Origin of the sequence: Kitasatospora sp. NPDC057904 (assembly GCF_042887925.1) — a bacterium.
In the GTDB taxonomy this organism is placed as follows: domain Bacteria; phylum Actinomycetota; class Actinomycetes; order Streptomycetales; family Streptomycetaceae; genus Kitasatospora.
Genome location: NZ_JBHVOL010000003.1, coordinates 93,805 through 119,725, shown reverse-complemented (window position 1 = coordinate 119,725; position 25,921 = coordinate 93,805). Strand labels below are relative to the sequence as shown.

Annotated in this window: 21 protein-coding genes; 7 read left to right on the top strand and 14 right to left on the bottom strand. The window is 72.5% G+C overall.

What is annotated here, in order from left to right; translation table 11 throughout:
• Positions 1-41: 41 nt before the first annotated feature.
• The 6 genes from ACFVSN_RS09340 to ACFVSN_RS09315 form a co-directional block, all read right to left on the bottom strand.
• Positions 42-2,957, bottom strand: a complete 2,916-nt coding sequence (locus ACFVSN_RS09340; RefSeq protein ID WP_387954275.1) for a hypothetical protein — start codon at positions 2,955-2,957, stop codon at positions 42-44.
• Positions 2,957-4,855, bottom strand: coding sequence for an HSP90 family protein (locus ACFVSN_RS09335; RefSeq protein WP_380435995.1), 1,899 nt, complete (start codon positions 4,853-4,855; stop codon positions 2,957-2,959). Before ACFVSN_RS09335 ends, ACFVSN_RS09340 begins: the two co-directional genes overlap by 1 nt.
• 156 nt (positions 4,856-5,011) lie before the next feature.
• Positions 5,012-6,094 carry a hypothetical protein gene (locus ACFVSN_RS09330; protein ID WP_387595721.1) on the bottom strand — a complete coding sequence of 361 codons (1,083 nt, stop codon included), beginning with the start codon at positions 6,092-6,094 and terminating at the stop codon, positions 5,012-5,014.
• Between the two features lie 278 nt (positions 6,095-6,372).
• The gene (locus ACFVSN_RS09325) at positions 6,373-7,203 is read right to left on the bottom strand and encodes a hypothetical protein (protein ID WP_387954274.1); all 831 of its coding nucleotides are present in this window, start codon (positions 7,201-7,203) and stop codon (positions 6,373-6,375) included.
• A gap of 235 nt (positions 7,204-7,438) precedes the next feature.
• Positions 7,439-8,881 (bottom strand): glyceraldehyde-3-phosphate dehydrogenase, encoded by a 1,443-nt coding sequence (locus tag ACFVSN_RS09320; protein ID WP_380446290.1) that lies wholly within the window; start codon positions 8,879-8,881, stop codon positions 7,439-7,441.
• Between the two features lie 665 nt (positions 8,882-9,546).
• Positions 9,547-10,296: an ATP-binding cassette domain-containing protein gene (locus ACFVSN_RS09315; RefSeq protein ID WP_387954272.1), complete on the bottom strand. Its 750-nt coding sequence runs from the start codon at positions 10,294-10,296 to the stop codon at positions 9,547-9,549.
• 233 nt (positions 10,297-10,529) lie between these two features.
• Here ACFVSN_RS09315 and ACFVSN_RS09310 point away from each other — a divergent pair, with 233 nt between their 5' ends.
• Complete coding sequence (locus ACFVSN_RS09310) at positions 10,530-10,961, top strand: PPOX class F420-dependent oxidoreductase (protein WP_387954270.1); 432 nt, start codon at positions 10,530-10,532, stop codon at positions 10,959-10,961.
• A gap of 111 nt (positions 10,962-11,072) precedes the next feature.
• Here the strand turns inward: ACFVSN_RS09310 and ACFVSN_RS09305 are convergent, their stop codons facing one another.
• Positions 11,073-12,050, bottom strand: a complete 978-nt coding sequence (locus tag ACFVSN_RS09305) for a LuxR C-terminal-related transcriptional regulator (protein WP_387954269.1) — start codon at positions 12,048-12,050, stop codon at positions 11,073-11,075.
• A 292-nt stretch (positions 12,051-12,342) separates the two neighbouring features.
• Here ACFVSN_RS09305 and ACFVSN_RS09300 point away from each other — a divergent pair, with 292 nt between their 5' ends.
• The 4 genes from ACFVSN_RS09300 to ACFVSN_RS09285 all read left to right on the top strand — a co-directional run bounded on the left by ACFVSN_RS09300 (position 12,343) and on the right by ACFVSN_RS09285 (position 16,026).
• Complete coding sequence (locus ACFVSN_RS09300) at positions 12,343-12,675, top strand: hypothetical protein (RefSeq protein ID WP_380498771.1); 333 nt, start codon at positions 12,343-12,345, stop codon at positions 12,673-12,675.
• A gap of 29 nt (positions 12,676-12,704) precedes the next feature.
• Positions 12,705-13,016: a hypothetical protein gene (locus ACFVSN_RS09295; RefSeq protein WP_387954268.1), complete on the top strand. Its 312-nt coding sequence runs from the start codon at positions 12,705-12,707 to the stop codon at positions 13,014-13,016.
• Between the two features lie 133 nt (positions 13,017-13,149).
• Complete coding sequence (locus ACFVSN_RS09290) at positions 13,150-14,553, top strand: CHAP domain-containing protein (protein WP_387954267.1); 1,404 nt, start codon at positions 13,150-13,152, stop codon at positions 14,551-14,553.
• 93 nt (positions 14,554-14,646) lie between these two features.
• On the top strand, positions 14,647-16,026 hold the full coding sequence (locus tag ACFVSN_RS09285; RefSeq protein WP_387954266.1) for a transglycosylase SLT domain-containing protein: 1,380 nt from the start codon (positions 14,647-14,649) through the stop codon (positions 16,024-16,026).
• A 100-nt stretch (positions 16,027-16,126) separates the two neighbouring features.
• Here the strand turns inward: ACFVSN_RS09285 and ACFVSN_RS09280 are convergent, their stop codons facing one another.
• The 4 genes from ACFVSN_RS09280 to ACFVSN_RS09265 all read right to left on the bottom strand — a co-directional run bounded on the left by ACFVSN_RS09280 (position 16,127) and on the right by ACFVSN_RS09265 (position 19,437).
• Complete coding sequence (locus ACFVSN_RS09280) at positions 16,127-17,011, bottom strand: LLM class flavin-dependent oxidoreductase (RefSeq protein WP_387954265.1); 885 nt, start codon at positions 17,009-17,011, stop codon at positions 16,127-16,129.
• A 330-nt stretch (positions 17,012-17,341) separates the two neighbouring features.
• Positions 17,342-18,025, bottom strand: a complete 684-nt coding sequence (locus ACFVSN_RS09275; RefSeq protein ID WP_387954682.1) for an HAD family hydrolase — start codon at positions 18,023-18,025, stop codon at positions 17,342-17,344.
• Between the two features lie 99 nt (positions 18,026-18,124).
• Positions 18,125-18,658, bottom strand: a complete 534-nt coding sequence (locus ACFVSN_RS09270; protein WP_387954263.1) for an NUDIX domain-containing protein — start codon at positions 18,656-18,658, stop codon at positions 18,125-18,127.
• Positions 18,659-18,792: 134 nt separating this feature from the next.
• Positions 18,793-19,437 carry a dihydrofolate reductase family protein gene (locus tag ACFVSN_RS09265; RefSeq protein ID WP_387954262.1) on the bottom strand — a complete coding sequence of 215 codons (645 nt, stop codon included), beginning with the start codon at positions 19,435-19,437 and terminating at the stop codon, positions 18,793-18,795.
• 164 nt (positions 19,438-19,601) lie between these two features.
• Between ACFVSN_RS09265 and ACFVSN_RS09260 the strand changes: the two genes are divergently transcribed.
• Both ACFVSN_RS09260 and ACFVSN_RS09255 read left to right on the top strand, forming a co-directional pair.
• On the top strand, positions 19,602-20,051 hold the full coding sequence (locus ACFVSN_RS09260; protein WP_387595689.1) for a very short patch repair endonuclease: 450 nt from the start codon (positions 19,602-19,604) through the stop codon (positions 20,049-20,051).
• Positions 20,052-20,090: 39 nt separating this feature from the next.
• Positions 20,091-21,425: a DNA cytosine methyltransferase gene (locus tag ACFVSN_RS09255; RefSeq protein WP_387595686.1), complete on the top strand. Its 1,335-nt coding sequence runs from the start codon at positions 20,091-20,093 to the stop codon at positions 21,423-21,425.
• On the opposite strand, the gene ACFVSN_RS09250 is transcribed toward ACFVSN_RS09255, so the two are convergent.
• From ACFVSN_RS09250 to ACFVSN_RS09240, 3 genes are read right to left on the bottom strand one after another with little or no spacing between them, the layout of a single operon-like run.
• A complete protein-coding gene (locus tag ACFVSN_RS09250) occupies positions 21,350-22,255 on the bottom strand; it encodes a DUF6339 family protein (protein WP_380497648.1) in 906 nt (301 codons plus the stop codon). The genes ACFVSN_RS09255 and ACFVSN_RS09250 overlap by 76 nt on opposite strands.
• The gene (locus ACFVSN_RS09245; RefSeq protein WP_387954260.1) at positions 22,252-23,253 is read right to left on the bottom strand and encodes a hypothetical protein; all 1,002 of its coding nucleotides are present in this window, start codon (positions 23,251-23,253) and stop codon (positions 22,252-22,254) included. The genes ACFVSN_RS09250 and ACFVSN_RS09245 overlap by 4 nt, the downstream gene beginning before the upstream one ends.
• Positions 23,250-25,394, bottom strand: a complete 2,145-nt coding sequence (locus ACFVSN_RS09240; protein ID WP_380497646.1) for a helix-turn-helix domain-containing protein — start codon at positions 25,392-25,394, stop codon at positions 23,250-23,252. Before ACFVSN_RS09240 ends, ACFVSN_RS09245 begins: the two co-directional genes overlap by 4 nt.
• Positions 25,395-25,921: the final 527 nt, after the last annotated feature.

Here is a 25,921-nt window from a genome sequence, read left to right as displayed (position 1 = left end):
GCCCCGGTGCTGCCACCGGGGCCCGCCCCGCCGCCGTTCGGTCAGCCCTGGTCGGCCGCGATCCGCTCCCGCAGGTCGGCCAGGATCTCCGCCGCCTCCGGCAGCCCGACCCGCCGACAGCGGTCGGCGGCGGCGGTCAGCCGGGCCACCGCAGCCCGCGTCCGCCCGAGGTCGGTGCCCTCGATCAGCGCGGCCATCCGCACCGCCTCGGCGCGCGGCGACTCAGCCTCCTCGCCGCCCTCCTCGTACACCTGGATCGCCCGCTCGGCCTCGGCCAGCGCCTCCTCGTGCCGCCCGGCGATGGCCAGGCAGCGCGCCCGCTCGTAGTGCGAACCGCCGCGCAGGAACCACGAGTTGTACGAGGCTCCGGCGCGCTCGGCGGCCGCGCCGACGGCGTCCGCCTCGGCCAGCCGGGCGAGCGCGGTCTCCAGCCCCTCCCCGCCGCGGGCGCGCATCACCAGCTTGGCGAAATCGCGCAGCGTCCCGGCCATCTGATCCCACTGCGGCGCCTCGGCGTGCGCCGCGAGGGCGCGCTCGCGGGCGGCGTCGGCCGCCTCCCAGCGGTCGGCGTGGGCCAGCGCGAGGGAGGCCTCGCAGGCGACCATGGTGTGCGTCGACCGGTCCTCCCAGCCCGCGACCGCGTCGGCGAGGCGCAGGTACTCCTCGGCCGCGTCGCGGTACTCCTCCAGCGCGAACAGTCCGCGGGCGAGGTCGAGCCGGACCTGGGCCATCAGCCGCTCGTCCAGCTCCGGGGCGGCGGCGTCGAGCAGCACCGACTCCAGCACGGCCACCGCGTCGGCCGCCCGGCCGCTGCCGCGCAGCAGGTCGGCCAGCTGCAGCCGCACCTGGGCGGCCTCCTCCGCCGCCGGCCGGCCCTTGCGGTCGAAGCGCGCGGCGGCCTCCGACAGGGCCCTGATCGCCCCGCCGTCGTCGCCGGTGTGCGAGCTCGCGTGGCCGAGCATCATGTACGTCGGGGCGAACGGGTAGGAGTCGTCGCCCCAGCGGGCGGCCTCGGCCAGGGCCCGGTGGAACACCTCGACGGCCTGGGCGGGTTCGCCGCTCTGCAGCAGCACCTGGCCGAGCAGGCCGAGCACCCGCGGCGTCTGCCACGGCAGTTCGGCGGCGTCCAACTGGTCCATGACCTCGCGCAGTTCGGCCGTCGCCTCGGCCATCCGGCCCTGCCGGGCGGCGGCGTCGGCGGCGTACTGGCGCGAGGTGGCGGCCCGGCGGGCCGACCCGAGCGCGCCGCTCTCGGCCCGGTAGGCGCCGACGGCCTCCTCGAACCGGGCGACGGCCCCGGCCGGCGGCTCCGGCAGCGCGGCGATCAGGTCGTGGTGCGCGGCGAAGGCCCGGCACTGGAGCACGATCAGGTAGTCGTCGTCGGCGATCCCGCCCTCGGCCCGCAACTCCCGTGCGCGGACGAGCGCTTCGTCGAGCGCCGGCCAGTCGGGCGCCAGGCCCTCGACCTCGCCGAGCTCGACGACGAGGGTGCGGGTGCGCACCATGAGGGCCTGGCCGAGCAGCCTCTCCTGTTCGAACAAGTCGGCAGCGACCAGCAGTTGGGCCTTGCCGACGACGTGGTCGTCGCGGTCCAGCGCCTCGTGCGCGCGCTGCTCGGCGAGTTCGGCGCGCAGCCGGCCCGCGGTGCCCGCCGCCGTGCCGTCCTCGTGCACGTAGCCGTCGGCCTCGAAGCGCTCGGCGATCCGGCGCCAGAGCCGGTCGGCGTCCGGGTGGCCGACCAGGTCCAGCTCGCGGGCGCGGACCACGAGGGCGGCGAACTCCTCGGGCTCCGGCTCGACTTCGCGGCGCGGTGCGGGCCCGGCGGCCGGGGCGCCGGCCAGCTCGGGCGCGGCGGCGGCGCGCACGCCCAGGGCGAGCGGCTCGGCGAGCAGCGGCCCGCGCTCCAGCCGCGCCCGGCGCCGGCTGCCGACCGCGTCGGTGCCGTTGCGGGCGTCGAAGCGGGCGGCCAGCGCGTCGGCCTCGGTGCGCAGGTGGGCGAGCAGCGTGTCGACCGTCCAGCTCCGGCCGGGCGGGCCGCTGACCGCGAGCTCGCCGTGGCCCTGGCGGGCGAGGGCGGCGATCAGCACCTCGACGCCGGTGAGGAAGTCGAGGCGGCCGCTCGGGTCGCCGGTGACGGCGAACAGGTCGCGGTTCTCGGAGAGGATCTCCAGGCCGCGCGGCTCGTTGCCGGACAGCGCGCAGAACTCGACGTGCTGGCCGACCGGGCGGGCCATGCCGGACTTGCCGCGGGCGAAGCGGTAGCCGACCAGGTGGCTGGAGCGGGCCTCGTCCAGGCGTCCCTCGCGCAGCAGCGGGAGCAAGGCGGCGGCGTGACTGAGGTAGGGCTCCTCGGAGCAGGTGCTGTGGCCGCCGAGGACCGGCCGCCACACCTCCAGCGCCCGGGCGTCGTCGCCGGCGCGCACGTGGTGGTTGGCGCGGGCGCGGAGCTCGCACGCGTGGCAGTCGCTCAGCTCGGTGCGCGGGCGGCCGGTCCACAGCTCGTACGCGTCCTCGGCGCCGACGCCGGTGTGCGCGGCCAGGTGGTAGCGCTGGGCGTAGTACGGCTGGAGGCCGAAGCCGGCCTTCTCGTACCGGGTGCGCATCTCGGTGTGCCAGCGCCGGATCGCCTCCAGCGGCACCTCCGGGGTGCCCGCCAGCGAGCCCGCCACCCACTTGAAGCGCCAGAACACCTGGTCCCCGGCCCACTCGCCGAAGCCGTCCGGGTCGGTGTCCCACAGCTTGAGCACACGGGCGAAGACCACCGGCGACTTGCTGCGCTCGCCGTCGTACTGGTACGCCTCCATGAGCTCCAGCAGGGCCATCGAGCGCACCCCGGTGTCGTCGAACTGCTCTGCGGCGTCGACGAGTTCCTCCGCCGCGACGGTCCGCTGACGACCGTAGGGGCGGGCGTCGTTCTCGCGCAGCGCGGCCATCACCGCGTCGGGGGTGTCCAGCATCACGCCTCCTTCGGGTCGCTGTCGGCGCCGCGGCCGTCGGCCGCCTCGTGGCCGAGCATGGCGTGGTCGAGCAGGCTGATGAACGAGCGGTTGAGCAGGGCGCTCTCGCTCGCCTTGAGCGGACGGCGGGTCATCAGGACCGCCTGCCCGTACAGCGCCTCGACCGCGGTGACGGTCAGGTCGCGGCTGCCCGCCAGCGAGGCGGCACGGCGCACCAGCGGGTTGAGGTGGTTGAGCACCAGCTGGGCGCGCGGCACCTCGGCCCGCAGCGAACCGAGGATGTCCGCCCACAACCCGTCCGCCTCGTCGGCGAGTTGGGCGCGGGTGCGCTCATGCCGGGCCTCCCGGTTGTCCAGCAGCAGGGCCGGGGCGCTGGTCGGATGGAAGCTGCGCAGCGCGACGTCGCAGTCGAACCGGCCGACCACCTCGCGGGCGATCGTCAGGAACGCGGCGGCGGCGAGCTCGGCGGCCGGGTCGACGGTGTCCAGGTGCGCGGTGACGGTGCCCGGGTCGAGGTCGGCGACCGAGACGCCGGGGCGGATCTCGGGCAGCCGGTGCACGAGGTCGCGGTCGTAGGTGTAGCCGCCGTTGACGACGCCGAGCCCGGCGGCGCCGGCGATCGGGGCCACCTGGCGGAACTCCTCGACCGTCCGGGTCACCAGCAGGACCGGGTGGGTGCGGGCGAACTCGTCCAGCGTGACATTGCCGTCGGTGGTCTCGAACGGCAGCCACGGCAGCATGATGCGCAGCAACTCGTCGTCGTAGCGCGCGAGTTCCTTGACCGCCAGGTGATGCACGGACAGGAAGCGGTGCAGCAGCGCCGGGTCGCTCGCGGACAGGCCGGTCAGCCAGTCGCGGATCCGGGCGCCGAGCGCGTCGCGGACGGCGGCCAGCGTCTCGTCCGCGTACAGGCCCTCGCGGGAGGCGGTCGGGCGCAGGCCGTCGGTGTCGACCACGCAGCGGACGAAGAACGCCCAGTCGGGCAGGAGTTCGTCGGCTTGGTCGGTCAGCAGCATGCCCTTGAGGTGCACCCGGTGGCCGGAGCGGCGGGAGGGCGGTGCGGCGTCCGGCAGCACGTAGGCGACGCCGCGCAGGCCGACCAGCGGGAGGTCCAGGTCGATGCTGTCCAGCGGGGTGAAGTCGAAGGCGGAGCGGCAGTACTCGGCCAGCGCGTCACGGCGGGCCAGCGGCGAGCCGTGCCGCTGCGCCCACGGCGGCGTCCGGTTGACGCGGTGCTCGGTGCCGTTCGCGTCGACGACCGTCACCTCCTGGCGCAGCAGGCCGCCGAAGTCCCGGGCGAGGGCCAGGACCCGGCCCGAACGCGTCCACTCGGCGGCGTCCGCGCGCGGGGCGAGGGTGACGGTGGTGCCGGGCTCGGGCCTGGCCTCGGCGGGGAGCGTGCGGATGGTGTAGCGGCCGTCGGAGCTTCCGCGCCACTCGACCACCGGCGCGTCCGGGGTGGCCGCGGAGCGGGTGACGACGGTGATCTCGTCGGCGACCACGAAGCAGGCGAGCAGGCCGATGCCGAACTGGCCGATGAAGTCGCCGCGGGCGCGCGCCAGTCCGGCGCCGTCCAGGCCGCCGTCGGCGTCCCGCTTGGAGCTGCGGCCGATGGTGGCGAGGAAGGTGTGGACGTCCGCCTCGGTGAGGCCGATGCCGGTGTCGGTGACGGTCAGCTCGTCGTCGGCGCGGACGGTGATCCGGGCCGGCGCCGCCGGGTCGAGCTTCTGGCGGGCGGTGATCGCGTCGACCGCGTTCTGCAGGAGCTCGCGCAGGTAGACGCGGGGGCTGGAGTACAGGTGGTGGGAGAGGAGGTCCACCAGGCCGCGCAGGTCCACCTGGAAGGTGTGCGCACTGGCCGGGCTCTGCGCACTCGTCGGGTTCTCGGATGGGGACACCGGGGGCTCTTTCGATTGCTGGATGGGTGAGGAGGTCCGGGGCCCGGACGGCGCGGCGGGCGTGCGGCGCGCGGTGGCGGGCGGTGGCGGGCGGGTGCCGGCCGTGGCCGTCAGTGGCCGTCAGTGGGTCGCGGCGTCAGTGGGTCGCAGCCGGTTCTATCGGGCGCAACGGTCGCGGTGGGCGCGGAAGTTGGCGACCGGATCGCCGGCCAGGTAGTGCCAGGGGGACTCGGTGACGAGGCCGTCCAGGGCGTCGAACAGCCGGTGCGCGGTCTGGCGCTGGTCGGCCAGCGAGAAGGCCATCGCGAAGGCGTTGAAGGCGGCCTGCCAGCCGCGGGCCGGCGTGAAGTCCGGGTGCAGGACGGACCGGGCCGCGGCCTCCTGGAGCTCCGCGAGGACCGTCGGGCTGGTGAGGTAGGCGTGGTCCTCGCCGTCGGGCAGGTCCAGCCAGCGCTCCAGGTGGGCGAGCGCGACCAGCTCGCCGAGCTGGCTCCCCTCGGGGGCGGCGAGCATCGCCGAGCGGGCGAACTCGTGCATCTCGTCGTGCGAGCCGCCCCACTTGGCGCACAGCTGCTGGAGCCGCTGGCGGTGCGAGGCGGCGTGACCGGGCGCGCGGCGCAGCGCGGCCTCGAAGCGGCAGGTGGCGACGTCCGCGTCGAGCGAGGCGCCGCGGGCGCTGATCTGGAGGAAGTACCACGGCGCCAGCCAGCCGGGCTCGCGCTCGGCGACCTCCAGTAGCTGCTCCTCGGCGGTGTCCAGGCGCTCGTGGAAGAGCTTCCACTGCTCGTCCGTCACGTGCTTGGCGCGGGCTCCCGTGCGGGCCTCCCAGGCCCAGGTGATGTGCCGGGCGCCGGAGAGGAGGAGGGGAAGGGCGTCGTCGGGGTGGTCGGTGACCGCGCGGGCCGTCCAGGCCTCGACGCCGTCGACGTCGGCGAGGGCGCCGAGGATCCACGTCTGGTCGGCCTGGTCCTCGACGGCGGCGAGCGCGGGGCGCAGCGCCGTCCAGTCCCCGGCGGCGGCCTGGCCGAGCATCACGCGGACCGCGTCGTCGCCGAAGGCCGGGTCGAGCGCCGGGGCCGGGCCCGCGGGGACGGGGACGGCGGGCTCGGCCGTCCGCGCCCCGCGCCCGAACCCGAGCCCGCGGCGGCCGGACCGGCCCTGCGTGGCGTCCTCGCCGGAGCGGCGACGGAAAAGCGGCATCGGGTGGTCCCCCTCGAACGTGATCGGCATCTCTCGCATGGCCGCACAGTGGCCGCCCAGATGCAGTACATATCACGCGCACCCGACATCCGTTCGCGCAGCCCGCACCGGGCCTGACGAGGGGGGTAACAGATGACAACGGACAGATAACAGATAACAGATTTCAGCGAACAGATTCTGTTATCTGTTCGCCGTTCGTTGTCCGCCCGCTCACCCGGCGGTCAGATCGGATCGCCGGACCTTCGGTTGATCCGGGCGATCCGATCGACCCGGGAGACCTGGCCGGCCGACGGGCGGCCGGGCGGCCGGGCGAGCCGTCAGAGCGTGGCGAGTCCCGCGTCCGGGGTCTTGCCCGTCTGCGCCTGCTCGATCCGCTTGACCAGCATCGCCGCGAACCGCCGCGTCGCCGCGACGTCCACCGGGCCGCCCTCGGTCGTCACGCTCGCCACCACCGTGCCCGAGCGCAGCACGATGCCGACGCCCTCACTGCCGGCCAACTGCCCCTGGAACACCTGACTTTCACTCCCCAGCACCGCAGCATCCACGGCCTTGAATGGCCCGCTCCGGTACGACGCGTACGTCTCCTTGAGGCGGTCCTTCGCCGCGTCCCGGGTCGCCAGTGTGTCGATCATGAACCGGGCCACCACGTCGCCCGAGGAGAACCGGACCGACCCACTCAGCGGCTTCCCGGTGCAGGGCGCCGCCGCCGTGCAGGTGGTGACGTGGTCGGCGGTGTCGACGCGCCGCTTCTCCTCCTCCCACCCGGCCATCGTCTTGACGTCCGGCAGCACCTGGAGGACCAGCTTGTCGTCCAGCAACACGGCATCCGAGTCCGCCCCGGGCGCCCCGGCCCCGCCAGCGGCCGACGGCGGCACAGCCCCGCCGGCGCCCGCGGCCGGCGGCGTCGCGGCACCGGGTGCAGGCGCCGAGGCCGCGTCGGACGCGCCGCCCGCGGCAGCCGGGCCGGACGCCTGGGCACCGGACGTACCGGCCGCGCCGCCCGCCGCCGCCGACGCGCTCGACCCCGAACTCGCCCTGCCCGCAGCGTCCTTGGTGGTGCCCTTGTCCCCCGACGCGCATCCGCCGAGCACCCCCACCAGCACCCCGACCGCCACTACGGCGGCCGCCCGCCGACCGATCCTGCCCATCGCCCGCTCCCTCCCGGTGTCCGTGACCCATCAAGATAGCCGTTCGCCCTCGGACCAGCCGCGGGCGGCCTCACCCCCCGGGAGCCACCGTCGCCCCGGGACTCCCAGCACCCCGGGAGCCTCACCCCCCCCCCGGGGGAAACGGCACGGCGGCGGGAAACGGAACGGCGGCGGGCGGCGACCTCTCACGAGGCCACCACCCACCGCCGTCACGGTGTCACGCGGTCCGGGCGGTTCAGGCCGCCGGGGCCGGGAAGGTCGGGTACTCGACACCCGAGATGTACTGGACGACCCGGACGACCTGGCACGAGTAGCCGAACTCGTTGTCGTACCACAGGTAGAGGATCGCGTTGTCGCCCTCGACCTTGGTGGCGCCGGCGTCGACGATCGAGGCGTGGCGCGAGCCGATGAAGTCGCTGGACACCGCGTCGGGCGAGTCGATGAAGTCGATCTGGCGCTTCAGCGGCGAGGTCAGCGAGACGTCGCGCAGGTAGTCCAGGACCTCCTCGCGGTTCGTCTCGCGCTTCAGCTGGAGGTTGAGGATGGCGATCGAGACGTCCGGCACGGGCACGCGGATCGAGCTGCCGGTGATCTTCGCCTTGAGGTCCGGCAGCGCCTTGGCGACGGCCGAGGCGGCACCGGTCTCGGTGATCACCATGTTCAGCGGTGCCGAGCGGCCGCGGCGGTCGGCCTTGTGGTAGTTGTCCAGCAGGTTCTGGTCGTTGGTGAACGAGTGGACGGTCTCCACGTGGCCGCGGACGACGCCGTACTCGTCCTCCATCGCCTTCAGCGGCGGGACGATCGCGTTGGTGGTGCAGGAGGCGCAGGAGATGATCTGCTCGTCCGGCTTGATCATGTCGTGGTTGACGCCGTGGACGATGTTCGGGACGTCGCCCTTGCCCGGCGCGGTGAGCACCACCTTGGCGATGCCGGGGCGCAGGTGCTTCGACAGGCCCTCGCGGTCGCGCCAGCGGCCGGTGTTGTCGATCAGGATGGCGTCCTTGATCCCGTACTCCGTGTAGTCGACCTTGGTCGGGTCGTCGGAGTAGATCACGGTGATCTCGTTGCCGTTGGCGATGATCTTGTTGTTCGCCTCGTCGACGGTGATCGTGCCCTGGAACTGGCCGTGGATCGAGTCGCGGCGCAGCAGCGAGGCGCGCTTCACGAGGTCGTCGCCGCCGCCGTTGCGCACGACGATGGCCTTCAGGCGCAGGCCGTTGCCCGAGGCCTTCTCGATCAGCAGGCGGGCGACGAGGCGGCCGATGCGGCCGAACCCGTACAGCACGACGTCCTGGGCGGACCGGCGCTCCAGCTTGTTCTCACCGGTGGCGCCGGCGACGGCGCGGGCGGTGAACTCCTCCACCGTCAGGCCCTGGTCGTCGGCCCGGTAGGTGCTGGCCAGCATCCCGAGGTCGATCTGCGAGGGGCCGAGGTCCAGGGCGGTCAGCGCCTGGAGGAACGGCATGGTGTCGGTGACCGAGAGCTCCTCGCCGGCTATCTGGCGGGCGAAGCGGTGCGTCTTGAGGAGGCTGACCACCGACTTGTTCACCAGGGAACGGCTGTGCAGCAGGACGGTGACGTCCTTCTCGCGGTGCAGCCGCCCGATGATCGGGATCATCGACTCCGCGATCTCCTCGCGGTTCTTCCAGTCCGTGAACACGTCGTCGTTGACAGTCACAAGTCCATCTTTCGAGCTGAGGGTGTTGCCCACATGGTAGCTTCGCGGATTTTCGATCCGGCGGCCTCCCCCGGCCGGCGCTGACCGGGCGACCCTCACGGCTCTAATTTGAACGCGTTCAATTCTCCGTGAACGCGTTCGGAATCGGCGGAGGGAGAAACGGTGGAGACAGGTCGTCGAAGGCGGCGGGCGACGGGCGGTCGAGCACGCCTTCGGGGCGCCGGTGCCGACGGCCGTCCTGGCCCAACCCGCCCTCGCGCTCGGGCTGTACGGCTACCGCTACGGCACGCGGAACGTCCGCAGCGCGTGCCTGGCGATGGGCGCTCCCGCCCTGCTGATCCTGCTGGGCGGCTGCGCCCGCCGGAACGCCGGGCAGCGCGTCCTCGCGGAGACGCGGTGGCTCGCGCAGGCGGCGGCGCGCTGCCTCGTGTGTTGTACGACACCCTTTTACGTGCTGCTGCTGATCCGCATGGCGACGGGCGCCCGCATGCCGGACCGCGGGCGGGTGCGACCACGGGGACGTCGGCGGGATCGCGCTGGGATTCTTCCTGTGCACGGCCGTCCTGGCAGGGCCCGCGCTGGTGCTCCTGCTCCTCCTGGCTCCGCACGCACTGCGCGTCCGTCCGTCCGTCCGGCCGACCGGACGGCCGGACGGACGCGCCCGGTCAGGCCGGGGCCCTCGGCGGGATCCGCTCCCCTCCGGACAACTCGTCCACCACACGCGCGAGTCCGTCACCGCCCGGTGCCATCGGTCCGCTCGCCACGACGCTCCCGCCGATCATCACCGCCGCGTGGTCGCAGAGCCGCTCGACCGGTGCCACGGCCGCACCGGCGAGCAGCACCGAGCCGCCGGCCGCGACGAACTGCGTCAGGACGGCCCCCATGACCGCCGCCGACCGCGCGTCCACCGCGTCGAACGGCTCGTCCACCAGCAGCAGTCGGGGGGCGTGGACCAGCGCGATGGCCAGCCCCATCCGTTTGCGCAGCCCGGGATCGTACTCCGGCGGCGACGCCCGCTGCGCGCCGTCGAGTTCGAGCAGGGCGAGCAGCGCCCCGGCGCGGGCCTCGGCCACCGGCCCCTCCTCGCCGCACAACCGGCCGAGTGAGGAGAGCAGTTCGCGCCCCCGCGGCCACGGCGGCAGGGCCACCAAGTCCGGCACCAGCCCGACCGCCGGGCGGGCGCGCTGCGGATCCGTCCGGACGTCCGCCCCGAAGACCTCCGCCGTGCCCTTGTCCGGCCGCACCAGGCCCGCCGCCATCGCCAGCACGGTGCTCTTGCCGGCCCCGCGCGGACCCACCAGCCCGAAGCAGGACCCGCTCGGCACGCTCAGCTCCACCCCGGCCACGGCCGTCGTCCGCCCGAACCGCTTGCGCAGCCCCGACAACCGCAGTGCCGGCCCACGGACCGCCCCCATCCGCGCACTCCCGTCTCCTCGGCCCCGGCCACCGCACACCGATGGCCCCGGGATCGACGCTAGGCCGCCCGCGCCGGCGAAGGGATGTGCCTTTCTGCAGGGTTCGGGTGCACCTAGCTGCACCCCCGACGGAGAAATGTGCCGATCGGCAGGGTCGGCCGAGCCCGCGCACCGGGGCGACACGCCCCGCCGGGGTTGACCTTCACACCGGTGTGAGGGGGCACCATGAGCCCATGACCGACACTGGGTTCGACCCGTACGCGTTGCTGGAGGCGAGCAGGCTCGGGGTGCTCGCGACGATCAAGGGGGACGGGCGGCCGCAGTTGTCGCCCGTGCTGCCGTACTTCGACCGGGCGGCCGGGGTGGTCCTCGTCTCGACGACCGACGGTCGGGCGAAGACCGCGAACCTGCGGCGCGATCCGCGGGCCGCGCTGGAGGTCACCGGGCCGGACGGCCGCTCGTGGGCCACGGCGGAGGGGACGGTCACGCTCACCGGGCCGGGGACGGACCCGCACGGGCCCGAGGTCGAGGCGCTCGTCGCGTACTACCGGACGGCCGCCGGGGAGCACCCGGACTGGAACGAGTACCGGGCGGTGATGGTGGCGGACCGGCGGGTGCTCGTCACCATGACGGTCGACCACGTGTACGGCGCGGACCTCGCCTGAGGACGAGCCCGGGAGACGCACCGGAAGACGAGCCGGGCACGGACCGAGGACGGACCGGCGACGGACCGGCGACGAGGGCCCCGGGGCGCACGGCCCCGGGGCCCTCGCCCGTCAGCGGTGCCAGCCGCGTTCGGCGATGCGCAGGCCGGCCTGGAAGCGGCTGCGGGCGTCGAGGCGGCCCATCAGTTCGGCGACGACGCGGCGCGTGGTACGGGTGGATAGGTCGAGCCTGCGGGCGACGATCTCGTCGGTGTGCCCGTCGGCCAGGAGCTTGATGATCTCCCTTTCCTGGAGTGTGAGTTCGTTCCCGTCACGAGTCGCGCTCTCGCCGAACGGGGTCGCGTTCAGCCAGGTCTGCTCGAAGAGGGCGTAGGCGGCGGTGACCACGCCGGGGCTGCGGAGTTCGAGGGCTCCGAGGCGGCTGTTGGCGGGGTCGATGGGGACGAGGACGGTCTCCCGGTCGATGACGATCATCAGCAGGGGCACCGTCGGCACGGTCCGGGTCTGTCCGCCGAGCTCCGCCAGCCACCGGGCCGCGGCGAGGGTGGCGGGGTCGTTCCGGAAGCTGTCCTGGTAGATGCAGCGGATCGCGACGCCGCGTTCCAGCAGTTGCTGGTTGAGGGGCTTGCTCGCGGCCTTCGCGTCCGGCGTCTGGGCGCTGTTGGGATTGAGGGACACCATCTCCGTGCGGGTGGCGGCGGCGAGTTCCTCGATCCTCGCGCGGACCGCCTCGATCCCCTCGTGCCGGGTGATCGACTCCCGGGCGCGGGCGCCGTCGTGTTCCGCGGCGATCGTGGCGACGGCCGCCCTGGTGGCCTCGATCCGGCGCTGCCGGTCCGCGAGTTCGGCCTCGGCGCGGGCGAGCAGGGTGGCCAGCCCGACCGACGGGCTGATCGGCAGCAGCTCGTCGGCCGGGCCGCCGGCCGGGCGGAGGAGCGCAAGATCGGCCAGCTCGTCCAACGCCGATCTGACATGACGATCTGTCAGTGTCAGGTGGGCGGCGATGTCCGTGAGCTTCCAGCTCGGCTGGGCGAGCAGAGTCCGGTAGACCCGCTCACCGTCGGACGACAGCCCCAAAGGCTCCAACATCCCTGACACTCCCCCGAGTTGATTCCGCTACGCCGCTCCCCCGCGGCTCGGTCACCACGATTGTGCGCCCGGCGGGGAGCCCCGGCAACGACTTACTGTCAGGATGCGGCCAGGCCGCTTGCTGAACCGCCGCCGACCGTGACAGCAGTCGGGCGGGCAGGCAGAGTAATTCCCGTCGGAGCGGGCGACCGGGACGGAACGCGGGAAGCGGGAATTCCGGATCGATCAGGCGCTCACACCAGCCACGGTGGAATTCCCCGGAATCCGCCGACCGTTCATGAGGGGAATAGTCATGTCGAAGATGAGGACCGTCATCGCGGGATTCGCCGTTGCCGCCGCTGTCGCCATCGCCGGTACCGCGGCGAGCGCGGTCGCGGGCGGCGCGGCGGACGGGACGACCGGCCGGGCGCCGGCGGAGGTCCGCATCCACACCGCCGCCGGGGCGCCCGTCGGCGGGGCGGAGTGGGGCTGCGTCGGAGGCTGCTCCAAGCCGCTGCCGTCCGGCGCGCCGACCCCGGCAGCCGACCCGGACCCGACCCCGGCCGCCACCCCCGACCCGACTCCGGCGGACACGCCCGCCGGCACCCCGACCACACCGCAGGCGCCGGCCGCACCGCAGGGCTGAGCCCGTTGTACCTGGTCACGGTCCGACTGGTGGCGACCGGCCGGACCGCTGACACCGACCACTTCACCCCACCGGGCCCGCCGCACCCGACGCGCCCGCATCTGACCGACACCGCCCTCGCCGCCCTCATCCGGCGGCACGCCCGGCCCTGCGACGGCCTGGAGCACCTGCGGGTGCGCGGCACCGCACACCGGTTCGACGTCGCGGCCTTCGTGAGCGCCGAGAACGCCGCCGCCGCCCGCACCGCGGCGCACGCGATGTGTGCGCGCATTCTCGCCGAATCCCCCGCGCTGCACGGCTGGCGCGTCGCCGGCGACATTCCGGCGCCCTGGATTCTCTGAACTCCCCTTCTTTCCGTCGCATTTCGCAAGTCCGACCAAATATCGCTCCACCGTGCCCGAAACCGCCCGGACCGGCTCTTCCGTGCCGCCCGGTCGCACCGCCCTGGACGAATTCCGAAAGGACACCCGGAAAATGACCGCCGTTTCCCGCCGCCTCGCCGCCGCACTCGCCGCCGTCGCCGTCGCCGGAGCCCTGTTCACCGCCACCGTGTCACCGGCCGAGGCCGGCACGCCCGGCTCCGCCATCGTCACCCAGGCCCGAGCACACATCGGGCAGCACCGCACGGACTTGGGCTTCCCGTCCGAGGAGTGGTGCGCCGATTTCGCCCTCAAGATCTGGCGCGACGCCGGCGTGGAGAACCTGAGCGGCCTCGGCAGTTCCGTGCAGAGCTTCAAGGACTACGGGACCCGCAACAACACCACCTCGAACACCCCGCACGTGGGCGACGCCGCCGTCCACAAGACGGCGGCCATCTCGCACGTGCAGATCGTCATCGGAGTCTCCGCGGACGGCAACATGATCCAGACCATCGGCGGCAACGAGGGCAGCAACAACCTCGAAACCAGCTGGGTCAAATTCGAGGACTGGCACGACTGGCACACCCAGCCCACCGTCTTCGTCAGCCCGGTCGGTCTGACCAACAGCCGCCTGCCGGCCTCGCTGGCGGGTGACGGCCGGGCGTCGGTGGTGAGCGACTCGGCGGACGGGACGCTCACGGCCTGGCACAACGCGGCCGGGTTCGCCCAGATGCCGTTCGACACCTCGGCCGTCATCGGCCAGGGCGTCATGGACCCCACCCGCGTCAAGTTCGCCGACCTCGACGGCGACGGACGCACCGACCTCATCTACGTCCAGCCCGCAGGCAACCCCCAGAACGACCCCGAGGGCACCCTGCGCGCCTGGCACAACGACGGCGGCATGAACACCATGCCCTTCGGCAACAGCGTGATCATCGGCCAAGGCTTCATGGACCCCACCCGCGTCAAGTTCGCCGACCTCGACGGCGACGGACGCGCCGACCTCGTCTACGACCAGCCCGCGAACAACCCCCTCAACGACGCCGACGGCACCCTGCGCGCCTGGCACAACGACGGCGGCATGAACACCATGCCCTTCGGCAACTCCGTCATCATCGGCCAGGGCTTCACCGACCCCACCCACGTCCACCTCGCCGACCTCGACGGCGACGGACGCGCCGACCTCATCTACGACCAGCCCGCGAACAACCCCCAGAACGACCCCGACGGCACCCTGCGCGCCTGGCACAACGACAACGGCTTCACCACCGCCCCCTTCGGCGACAGCGTGATCATCGGCCAGGGCTTCATGGACCCCACCCGCGTCAAGTTCGCCGACCTCGACGGCGACGGACGCGCCGACCTCGTCTACGACCAGCCCGCGAACAACCCCCAGAACGACGCCGACGGCACCCTGCGCGCCTGGCACAACGACAGCGGCATGAACACCATGCCCTTCGGCAACTCCATCATCATCGGCCAGGGCTTCACCAACCCCACCAGCACCTACTTCGCCTGAGCCCCCAGCCGAGCACCCGGGGCGGCGGCCTCACCCGAAGCCGCCGCCCCCGCCCATGCCATCAGCCGATACCTCGCCGACAGGAGTTCCGTCATGCTCTCCCTCCGTTCCCGCGCCACCCGCTTCGCCGCCAAGTCCCTTGCCGTGCTCGCCTTTTCGTCCAGCGCCTTCGGCGCCGCCGCCCCGGCCTCCGCCACCGCGAACGCCACCGCCGCCACCGGGATAGACCTCTGCGCCCAGGTCGCCAAGCAGGCCGGCTTCAGCCGCGACACCCTCGTCACCGCGATCGCCGTCGCCATGGCCGAGTCGCACTGCAACCCGCAGGCTAGCCACGTGAACTCCAACGGCACGGTGGACTACGGGCTCTGGCAGATCAACACCGTCCATCCCCAGGCCCAGGACCCGAACTGCCGTTTCGACCCGCAGTGCAACGCCAACGCGGCCTGGGAGATATCGAAGCACGGGACGAACTTCTGCCCGTGGTCGACCTACGACTCCACGATCTGCACGACCTGGGTCCACAACAACGCCTACAGGACCTACCTCGCAGCGGCGCAGGCCGCCGCCGCCCGGGTATCGGGGGGCGGTTCCGCCTCGCTGGCGGGTGACGGCCGGGCGTCGGTGGTGAGCGACTCGGCGGACGGGACGCTCACGGCCTGGCACAACGCGGCCGGGTTCGCCCAGATGCCGTTCGACACCTCGGCCGTCATCGGGCAGGGCTTCATGGACCCCACCCGCGTCAAGTTCGCCGACCTCGACGGCGACGGACGCACCGACCTCATCTACGACCAGCCCGCAGGCAACCCCCAGAACGACCCCGAGGGCACCCTGCGCGCCTGGCACAACGACGGCGGCATGAACACCATGCCCTTCGGCAACTCCGTCATCATCGGCCAGGGCTTCATGGACCCCACCCGCGTCAAGTTCGCCGACCTCGACGGCGACGGACGCACCGACCTCATCTACGACCAGCCCGCAAACAACCCCCAGAACGACCCCGACGGCACACTCCGCGCCTGGCACAACGACAACGGCTTCACCACCGCCCCCTTCGGCAACAGCCTGATCATCGGCCAGGGCTTCACCGACCCCACCCGCGTCCACCTCGCCGACCTCGACGGCGACGGACGCACCGACCTCATCTACGACCAGCCCGCAAACAACCCCCAGAACGACGCCGACGGCACACTCCGCGCCTGGCACAACGACAACGGCTTCACCACCGCCCCCTTCGGCAACAGCCTGATCATCGGGCAAGGCTTCACCGACCCCACCCGCGTCCACCTCGCCGACCTCGACGGCGACGGACGCACCGATCTCATCTACGACCAGCCCGCAGGCAACCCCCAGAACGACCCCGCCAGCACACTCCGCGCCTGGCACAACGACAACGGCATGAACACCATGCCCTTCGGCAACAGCGTGATCATCGGCCAGGGCTTCACCAACCCCACCAGCACCTACTTCGCCTGAGCCCCAGCCCCCGCCCGCAGCCCCCAGCCCGCAGCCCCACCCCCCGGAAGCCACCTGGCCACCCCAGGTGGCTTCCGCCGTCGGCCGCCCCCGAAAGCGCTCACCCCAGCTGGGCCAGGCCCTCGGTGGCGATGCGCTCGAACACGGCGAGGTCGGCGGCGAAGCACGAGTCCGGGATCGGCCAGTGCACGACCAGCTCGGTGATCCCCAACTCCCGGTACGTTCCCGCCCATTGGACGAAGGCGTCGAGTGAGTCGAGCGGCCGCTCGCCGGTGAAGCCCTGGAGGAGCAGCCGGTCGAGCGAGGCCGCGTCCCGCCCCTCGGCCTCGCACGCGGCGGTGAGCTTCGCGAGCTGTGCGGCGACGACGCCCGGGGCCCGCTCCGCCGGGACGTCCGGGTCGGCCGGGTCCCCGCAGGTGACCCAGCCCTGGCCGTACCGGGCGGCGAGCCTCAGCCCGCGCGGGCCGGTCGCGGCCACGCAGAAGGGCACGCGCGGGCGCTGGACGCAGCCGGGGATGTTCCGGGCCTCGACGGCCGCGTAGTAGCGGCCGTCCCGCGTGGTCGCGTCCCGGCGCAGCAGCGCGTCCAGGAGGGGCACGAACTCGCCGAAGCGGTCGGCCCGTTCCTTCGGGGACCACTCCTCGTGCCCGAGCACCTGCGCGTCGAAGCCCGTCCCGCCGGCGCCGATGCCGACCGTGAGCCGTCCGCCCGAGACGTCGTCGAGCGTGATCAACTCCTTGGCCAGGGTGACCGGGTGGCGGAAGTTGGGGTTGGTGACGAGGGTCCCGAGGCGGATGCGTTCGGTCGCGGTGGCCGCCGCCGTCAGGGTGGGCAGCGCGCCGAACCAGGGTTCGTCGCGGAACGACTGCCACGACAGGTGGTCGTAGGTGTAGGCGGCGTGGAAGCCGAGCTCTTCGGCCCGCCGCCAGAGCTTCCGTCCCTCGCCCCACCGGTGGACGGGGAGGATCACGGTGCTGAGGCGCATGCGGCCGACTGTAACCCGTCGGTTCCGCGCGCCGGCGGCGACAGGCCCCGGTCGGCGGTCGGCCCTCGTGGGGCGGCGCCCTGGCCGCAGCGCCGTCGGCCGGGTGGAACCGGTGCCTCCACTCCTCCGTCGCTGTCCTCAACTACCCGTCTCCTCGTATCCGTTCCGCGCCATCACGCGCAGCAGTGGATCCGGGACCGACCGCCCCGACACAGCGATGAACCCCTATCCGACCGCCCCCACCCCACTACCGGGCGCTCCGCGGGCATGCGAAAGGGGACGGCCCCCCTGGTGCGGGAGGAGGGCCGTCCCCGATGTCTTCACCTCACGTCAGAAGTGCCGCAGCAGCTCGTCGAAGCGCGCCAGTCGCAGCGTCGCGTCCTCGGGTCGCAGCTCCTCGTGCTCCATGACCCAGGTGTGCTCGTGCGGGATGAAGACGGCCTTCAGCCCGGCACGGACGGCGGGCAGGATGTCCGACTTGGGCGAGTTGCCGATCATCCAGGTGCGGCCGGCGTCCAGGCCGAGCTCGGCGGTGAGCCGCCGGTAGGTGTCCTCGTCCTTCTCCGGCACGATGTGGACGCTCCGGAAGTGGTGGGCGACGCCGGAGGCGTCCACCTTCCACTGCTGTTCCTCCACCGCCCCCTTGGTGAGCAGCAGCAGCTCGTGGCGCGGGGCGAGGGCGGCGAGCGTCTCGGCCACGCCTTCGATCAGCTCGACCCGACGGTCCGTCAACGGCCGTAGCAGCTCGGTGATCCGGGCGTCGTCCTCATCCGTCGCCACCCGGCCGCGGACCTCCTGGAGGCACTCGCGCAGGCTCAGCCGGAACACCTCGGAGCCGTAGCCGTGCGCCGCCACGTTCCGCGCCTCGATACCGTCGAGCAGGGCCCTCGTCCGCGCCTCGTCCCCGGGAGCGGCCACCCAGTCGATGAAGCCGTCGATGACGCGCTCGAAGAGAACGTTGTTCTCCCACAGTGTGTCGTCGGCGTCGAAGACGAGCGTCTGGCCCTTGAGCATCTGCTCCACTGATCCACCTCACATGTACGGCAGGACGCCCGACGCTACCCGTTCCGCTTCCGCCCGCCACCCGATTTTCCCGGCCGCCCGGCACCGCGCTCAGGCCCCCAGCAGCCGCCCGGCGCGGTCGATCGTCTCCCGGAAGTTCGCCTCCGTGGTCCGCTCCCGGGCCTGCGCCACGGTGAGCCACTCCAGCGGCGACTGCGGGTTCTCCGGCCGTACGGCCTCGGGCGTCGCGGTGGCCAGCAGGAAGCGCAGGTCCGCGTGCTCGTGCGCCGGTTCGCGGGTCGAGGCGGGCACCGGCACCACGGCGACGTGCACGAGCGCCGCGTCGGGCCAGGGCGCGAGGTCCGTCAGCCCGGTCTCCTCCAGCCCCTCCCGCAGCGCGACCGCCAGGGCCTCCGTCTCCCCGGGATCGCCGTGCCCGCCGACGTGCAGCCACGCCTGCTGCCGCACGTGCCACCGCAGCAGCACCCGCCCGCTCTCCGGGTGCACGATCAGCGCGGACGCCGTGAAGTGCAGCGGCGTCCCGCGGTCCCACGCGTCCACGCCGCTCCCGAGGAGCCCGCGCGCCCGCTCGACGTCCGCCGCCTCGACCGCTCCCCGCGCCCGGTAGTCCCCGAGCAGTTCCACAGGCCCCGTCCCACTCACCACGCCGACACCCTCCACACGCCCCTTGCCCCGCAAGCCCGTTGACCACGTCAGCCCCCACCGTACCGGGCACGCGCGCTCCCCCGGCCGAATTGAATCCGGGCCGGCCGTCGCCCCTACGGCCGCGTGAACGTCACGTGCGTGACGCCGCTCGGGGTCGTGACCGACTCCACCTGGAAGCGCTCCTCCAGGCCCTCCAGGCCGTCCCACAGGCGCTCGCCGCGGCCGAGGACGATGGGGACGACCACGACGTGGAGGTGGTCGACCAGGTCCGCGGCGAGGAAGGCGCGGACGGTGCTCGGGCCGCCGCCGATCCGCACGTCCAGGCCGCCCGCGGCCTCGCGCGCCTGGTGGAGCACCTCGTGCGGGGTGCCGTCGACGAAATGGAAGGTGGTTCCGCCGTCCATCTCGACGGACGGGCGCGGGTGGTGGGTGAGGACGAACACCGGGGTGTGGAACGGCGGGTTGGCGCCCCACCAGCCGGTCCAGTCGTGGTCCTCCCAAGGCCCCTGCTGGGGGCCGAACTTGCGGCGTCCCATGATCTCCGCCCCGATGCCCTCACCCCACGCGCGCGCCACGGCGTCGTCGACGCCCGTGCTGCCGCCCTCGGCCCCTTGCATCTCGCGGAACGTCCGGGTCCCGAAGAACCACTGGTGGAGCCGCGTCCCGGCGTGGCCGAACGGCTGGTCGAGGCTCTGGCCCTCCCCGGTGCCGTAGCCGTCGAGGGAGATCGAGAAGTTGTGGACTCGCACGCGGGACACGACGTGGCCTCCTGCCATCGATCCGGGGTGCGGCGGCTCACCGCACTCACCGCTGCCGAGCGTAACCGCGCCCGGCACCGTATCCCGGCAGCCCCCGGCCGCGCGTCGTACCGCCCACCGCGGCCGCCCGCGATCCTGTCGGTGCTCCGCGCCAGAATGGGACCATGCACTCCCTGGAGACCACGCCCGAGACCCGCGATCGGATGAGCAAACAACGCAGCCACGACACGAAGATCGAGGTGGTGCTCCGCAGCACCCTGCACGCCGCCGGACTGCGCTTCCGGAAACACCGCAGGCCACTCACGGGGGTGCGCCGAGAGGCGGACATCGTCTTCGGTCCTTCGCGCGTCGCGGTCTTCGTCGACGGCTGTTTCTGGCACGCCTGCCCCGAGCACGCGACGTGGCCGAAGAACAACGCCGAGTTCTGGCGGGAGAAGATCGAGAAGAACCGCGCGCGGGACCGCGACACGGATGCCCGCCTCGCCGAGGCCGGCTGGTTGGCGGTCCGGGTCTGGGAGCACGAGAAGGCCGCCGAGGCCGCCGAACGGATCGCCGCCGTGGTCCGGGAACGGCGACCGCAGCGCAGGGCTGCGCGTAGCACGAACACGGACTGAGTAGGTCGTGGCAGCCGTCGCCGGCTAGACTCTCGCCACATGACCAGCTCGGACGCCGCCGCCTTCCATCTCGAGGTTCCGTACATTCTGGACCTCTTCGCCGGTCCAGGCGGTCTGGACGTGGCTGCGCACATGCTGGACGTGCCGTCGCTCGGGATCGAGTGGGACAAGGACGCCTGTGACACGCGGTACGCGGCCGGGCTCAAGACGTGGCACGCGGACGTCAGCGAGGTCCGGCGCAACCGCTTCCACGAGCTGCCTCCCGGCCTGAACGTCCTGGCCGGCGGTCCGCCCTGCCAGACGTACTCGGTCGCCGGCAACGGCGCCGGGCGCAAGGCGCTGGACAAGGTCGAGAAGCTCATCCACGAGTTGGTGGCCGGTGTCGGCGAGAAGGAGATCGACGAGGAGCTGAAGAAGCTGGGCGGCGACGGCAGGACCGCCCTCGTCCTGGAACCGCTCCGGTACGCGATCAAGGCCCTCGACTGCGAGAACCGCGACAAGCGACCGTTCGACGTGATCGTCCTGGAGCAGGTTCCCGCGGTCAAGGCGCTGTGGCAGGTCTACAAGGAGGCCTTGGAGACGGGCCTGCCCCGGGAGGACGGCACGAGGGTCCGGTACAAGGTGGCCGAGGTGAAGACCCTGCACACCGAGGCGTACGGCGTCCCCCAGACCCGCCGCCGGACGATCCTGATCGCGCGGCTCGACAAGCACCCCGCTCCCCCGCTCCCCGCCCCCACCCACCACACCTTCAATCCGCACAAGCCGGAGCAGGGCGGCCCGGAGGAGAAGCAGACCGCGCTGCCGGTGGACGGGACCACCGTGCTGCTCGAGCCGTGGGTCTCGATGGAGAGGGTCCTGACGAGCCGTAAGGGCCCCTTCGAGATCGTGTCGAACTACGGCAGCGGAGGCGATCCCAAGAAGCGCGGCATCCGCACGTACCGGCAGCCGTCGTTCACCGTCACGGGCAAGGTCTCCCGCAACGCCGTCCGTCGACACCCGGACGGCCCGGCACTGGACCCGGACCGCCTGACCATCCCCGAGGCCGGCATCCTCCAGACGTTCCCCCCCGACTACCCCTGGGACGGCGGCGACCGATCGCAGCAGGTGGGCAACGCCGTGCCTCCGCTGTTCGGCATGCACGTGCTCGCGGCAGCGCTCTCCCTGCCCCTCCCGCCGGAGGAGAAGCTCCGCGGGAGCTGGGGCCGACTCGACCCGAAGTCGGCCGAATACGCGCAGCTGCGTACCGACGGTTGCAAGGCTCCGGACGGTTGCGGACCCGACTGTCCGGAGCCCGAGGGTCAGTCCGCTCCTTCTTCCTCCTCCGATTCGTCCCGCCCGCGGACCGGCGCGTCCGCCAGGAGATCGGCGAAGTAGTCCGCCAGGACGGTGACCGAGAGCTCCGGCGCGCGTTCCTCGTCGGGACCGGTCGGGAGCACGTTCCTGGACACCTGGCGCGCGGTCTCGGCCTCGTCGATCCAGTCGAGCAGCGGACGGGGGTCCCGCTCCGGGTGGTCGGGGGCGATCACGTCGTACATCAGCGTCGCCGCGGCGGCGTTGACGGCGCCGGCCAGGGCGTTGGCCTCGCGGCCGGTGGCGACCGAACCCTTCTCGACCAGCCGGACGATCGCCTGGGCGGTGGGTCGGTGGTTGACGAGGGACATCCGGAGCGCGGTGTTGAGGATGTCCTGGTTGCCGCAGGCCGTGACCACGGGACCGTAGTCCGAGCCGTCACGGAAGAGCTCCGCCGCCCACCAGAGCCGGGCGAAGGCCTGCTTGTGGTACGAGCCCCGGAAGCGTTCGGCTGCCACCTTGGCGACCTTGCCGTCCTTGGGCTCCGAGAGGTGCCGCCAGACCACGTAGTCCGGGGCGACCCCGAGCGCGAGGTAGTTCCAGAAACCGGGATCGGCCGCCTCGCGGCGACTGAGGCGGAGCACCGAGTGGAGGCGGGGGGCGAGCCAGGCGTCGGCCTGGGTGGTCTTGAGCCCGCCGTTCCGGCAGTAGGCCATGGCGTCCTCGGCCAGGTCGCGGACGGGCCGCAGCTCGCCGCGCCGGTCGGCGTGCGGGAGCGGTTCGGTGACCTGGTTGAGCGCGATGCTCGGCACGTCCTCGCGGCCGGTGAGCAGGCCCTCGGTGAGGAAGTCGCCCACCTCGGCGTTCGGCAGCAGGGCGAGGCGCTCCGGGAAGTGGCTGGGCCGGTCGGTCATGCGTCCCCCTGCGTGAGGCGTTCCAGATCGCGGATGGTGGTGGAAAGCGTCCGGGGGACGTTGGCCCGCCGGGAGGCGGCGAAGTGGATCCGGGACTGGAGTTCCCCCCACCCTGCGGCGGAGGAACCGATGCGCGCCGCGTGAACCTCCCGAAGCGCCTCCTCGGGCCGGCGGTCGGGGTACATGTCGGGAAGCATCTCGCGCAGCACCTCGCCCTGCCAGCCGTGCGGGAACACCGGGGTACCGTCGTCCTCCACCTCGAGGTCTCCGACGGCCGAGTGGAAGACGGCCGTCCAGACCTCGGAGCACATCTGCGCGAGGAGGAGTTCCCGGACGGTCTTCTCCGGGCCCGTGCCGCCGTCGGCGCCGATCAGGTCGCCGAGGCCGTCGAAGTCGATGTTGACGCGCACGGCCGGGATCCGGCCGGTGGTGTCGACCAGCCAGGGAGAATCCTTGTAGCGCTGGAGTCGACTCGCCCCTGCGCCGAAGTTCACCATCTTGACTTCGAGTTCACGGGCGAGCAGCGGCACGACCTCGATGACGTCGACGAACCACTCCGCGTCGGAGGTGGCGATCACCCGGCCGGGCACGCCGTCGACGGTGGCCACGACGTGGACGACGAGCGATGCCCGGTCGAGGAGGTCGCGCCGGTAGAGGTACAGCTCGGCGGTCCGGTCCCGGCCGTCGTCGGAGACCGGGGAGAACTCCACGCTCGTCCGGGTGTTGGTGGCCCGCTCGGTCAGGACCGCGACGACCTTGACGTCCTGCCACGGCCCCGAGGGATCGAGCGCCCTGGCCGGGAGGCCTACGGAGAGCCGCAACCGGGCCTGCGTCCAGTCGGGGCGGTCCTCGTCCGGCCCGAGTGCGACGACGCGCTCGACGGTGGAGAGGTACTTGCTCTCCACGTCCTCCCACGGCTCGCCCTCGGCCTTGGTCTGGGCGCTCTCGACGCGCCAGGACACGTTGCCGGTCAGCCGCCGGTAAGGGTAGACCTTCACGCCTGCTCCCCCTTTCCGATGCGGAGTTCGACGACCAGCCCGGTGAGTTGGGCCCGGACCGGGTGGCGCGACACGTCGGTGACACCGCGGAAGACAGCCTTGCGGCTGCCCGGCGACAGCTGCAGGGCCCCGTCGACGACCTCGCACCCGCTGATGGCGACGAGGTCCCTCCAGGGCGCGGCCGGACGAGGGCCGGAACGCACGTCGAACTTTGCGACCGGTGTGACCGGACGGTCCGTGTCCGCGCCGGACGGGACCCTGAGGTCCACGGTGACCGACCAGGCTCCCGTCTCGTCGATCAACGCGTCCACGTTGTCCAGTTCGGGCAGGACCGCGGCCGCTGCAGGGCGCGGCTTCTTCGCGCCGCCGCCCACCTTGAGCCGGCCGGCGATCTTGGCCTCTCCCCCGTTTCGGCGCTTCGCCCGCGGCACGGCGACCAGGTCGCGCACCGCGGTGTTCGCCGCCGTGGTCAGGGCGGCGATGCGCCGGTAGGCGGAGGGCGAGTAGGCGAGGCGCAGTTCCTCCGTCTGCCCCCACTTGTCGTGCTCGGGCGGTTCGGAAGCACGGAGGAACTCCTCGGCCGCCTCGGCGCCGGGGGCGTCCGGGCCCGCCGCACGACCGGTGAGGAGGATGGCCTGGAAGGGGTCGGTGCCGATCGGGAGGTTGGTGACCGGACTGTCCTTGACGGTCATGCGGTTGCCCCGCATGGAGACCAGCCGGTTGGAACCGCCATCGGCGTCTTCGGCGGCGGTGACCAGGACCACCGCCTCGTGCGTCACTCCACCGCGCACCTGGCCTCCGTGCAGAGGCACGTTGAGCGTGACGGCGGTTCGGGCGACCTGCCCGGGGCCCGTGAGGCGGTCGACGGTGGTCCCCTCCAGGAAGGCACGCAGGGCACGGGTACGGGAGGGCTGGGTGACGACCGGATCCACGTCCTCGTCACGCACGAGGGAGCCGTCGATGTAGGTACGGACGGACGCTTCCAGGTGCGGCTTGTGGTCGCCACCGCCGGTCATGGCGGCCCAGAAGTTGCGGCCGAGCGCGTCGACGAGCCGGGCGTGCATGCGGAGGACGGCGTCGTGCTCGTTCTCCTCGGCTTCCACCTCGTCTTCGGTGCCCTTGGCGGGCACTCGGCTGGCGACGTCGTGAGCACCGACGATGAGGAAGGAGGTGCCGGGCGCCGCGCTCTCGCGGGTGAGGTAGAGCTTCTCGACGGTATCCTCGTCCGCCCACCAGGAGCGGGCCACGTCCGCGGACTTGGTGGTCGAGTCGGGGCGCCCGAACCAGGCCGGCCCCGCGAACTCCCGGCCGTCGACCTCACGCCAGGGCAGATCGAGCCGGCCGATCAGCCGACGTTCGGTTCGACCCTCGTGAGGTTCCGAGAGCGTGGAGTTCATCAGCACGAGGCCGAGCCGGCTGGTCGCCCACAGGGTGGCCTTGCCCAGGCCGTAGGAACCGCCCGCCCCGAGGTCCCGCTTCTGGCTGTCGAGTTGACGCCGGACGACGGCAGCGAAGATCCCGTCGTCGTAGTCGCCACCGGTCAGGCCGGTGGCGTTGTAGTCGTCGATCCGGAGCAGCACCAGGCGGTGGCTCTGGTACATGTCACGCAGTCCACCGGCGATCGTGCGCGCGACCTTGCCCTGCTTGCCGTTGTCGACGGTCAGCGCGTCGTAGTGCGGAAGGAGGTTCTCCCAATCGATGGCCTCACGGAACCGGGCAACGGCCTCGCCGGAGAGGTGGTGCAGCGTGTAGCGCACCCGAACCGGCTCCGCCGGGTCAAGGCGCGCGTCGAGACTGTTCTGCGTGGCCTCGCGGGCGAGGACCTCGACGTCGGCCTCGAACGCGAACGCGGCGGCGTTGCCGTACTCGCGGCCGCCGTCGGCGTGCGCCGGCCGGTGGTACCAGGAGACGGGAAGCCCCAGTTGAGCGTCGGCACTGCGAGTGTGGATGGTCTCCAGGTCGGTGTTGAGCACCTCGGCGATCAGCCGGATGGTGTCGTCGCGGGGCACGGAACGGCCCACGATCCAGGCCGAGACCGCTGCCCGGGTCACGCCCAAGTCCTCCGCGAGCTCCGTCTGGCTCTTCCCTGCGTTCTTGAGCTGGCGCGCCAGCCAGGGGCCGAAGTCCTCAGCCGCCTTCACGTCCCACCTGCTTCCGCATGGCTTGTTTCACGAGGTGGGAGCCACGCTACCGCACCACTGTTGACAGCGACACCCCATTGTCAATCAGCCTTTGACGGGTGCCATGTCCGGCGCAAACAAACCCCGAACGCAATCGAAAACTCCAGCCCGGGACCCGATCCCATTTGCCCGAATTCCCCCAAAAAAGCCTCGAATAGGCCCGGCGAACCTGGGTCCACAGGCCCCCCATCAGGCCTCTTGCGCGCCGACGGAGCCCGTGGCAGACTTGTCGCCACTTCCACGGCGAACGTCATGGAAAGTGGCCCTCGAATGGGCCCGGCTTCGTTGTTTTCCTGGGGGGAATTCATTACGGCCGCCTCCGGAATCGCTTCCTGGATTCCGTGGATTCTCGCGCGGTCCGCTTTCCCTCCTGCCCCACCTCGCACCACTTCGTCGCATGGTCCACGAAAGCGAAAGCGCAGGTAACCCCGGTGTCCCCGCAGAATTCCCCGCATGCCATTCAGTTCATCTGCCGCACCGCCATGTTC

Coding starts and splice junctions, on each gene's coding strand:
- ACFVSN_RS09340 (WP_387954275.1), bottom strand. CDS start 2,957: ATGCTGGACACCCCCGACGCGGTGATGGCCGCGCTGCGCGAGAACGAC.
- ACFVSN_RS09330 (WP_387595721.1), bottom strand. CDS start 6,094: ATGCGAGAGATGCCGATCACGTTCGAGGGGGACCACCCGATGCCGCTT.
- ACFVSN_RS09325 (WP_387954274.1), bottom strand. CDS start 7,203: ATGGGCAGGATCGGTCGGCGGGCGGCCGCCGTAGTGGCGGTCGGGGTG.
- ACFVSN_RS09315 (WP_387954272.1), bottom strand. CDS start 10,296: ATGGGGGCGGTCCGTGGGCCGGCACTGCGGTTGTCGGGGCTGCGCAAG.
- ACFVSN_RS09310 (WP_387954270.1), top strand. CDS start 10,530: ATGACCGACACTGGGTTCGACCCGTACGCGTTGCTGGAGGCGAGCAGG.
- ACFVSN_RS09305 (WP_387954269.1), bottom strand. CDS start 12,050: ATGTTGGAGCCTTTGGGGCTGTCGTCCGACGGTGAGCGGGTCTACCGG.
- ACFVSN_RS09300 (WP_380498771.1), top strand. CDS start 12,343: ATGTCGAAGATGAGGACCGTCATCGCGGGATTCGCCGTTGCCGCCGCT.
- ACFVSN_RS09290 (WP_387954267.1), top strand. CDS start 13,150: ATGACCGCCGTTTCCCGCCGCCTCGCCGCCGCACTCGCCGCCGTCGCC.
- ACFVSN_RS09285 (WP_387954266.1), top strand. CDS start 14,647: ATGCTCTCCCTCCGTTCCCGCGCCACCCGCTTCGCCGCCAAGTCCCTT.
- ACFVSN_RS09280 (WP_387954265.1), bottom strand. CDS start 17,011: ATGCGCCTCAGCACCGTGATCCTCCCCGTCCACCGGTGGGGCGAGGGA.
- ACFVSN_RS09275 (WP_387954682.1), bottom strand. CDS start 18,025: ATGCTCAAGGGCCAGACGCTCGTCTTCGACGCCGACGACACACTGTGG.
- ACFVSN_RS09260 (WP_387595689.1), top strand. CDS start 19,602: ATGCACTCCCTGGAGACCACGCCCGAGACCCGCGATCGGATGAGCAAA.
- ACFVSN_RS09255 (WP_387595686.1), top strand. CDS start 20,091: ATGACCAGCTCGGACGCCGCCGCCTTCCATCTCGAGGTTCCGTACATT.
- ACFVSN_RS09250 (WP_380497648.1), bottom strand. CDS start 22,255: ATGACCGACCGGCCCAGCCACTTCCCGGAGCGCCTCGCCCTGCTGCCG.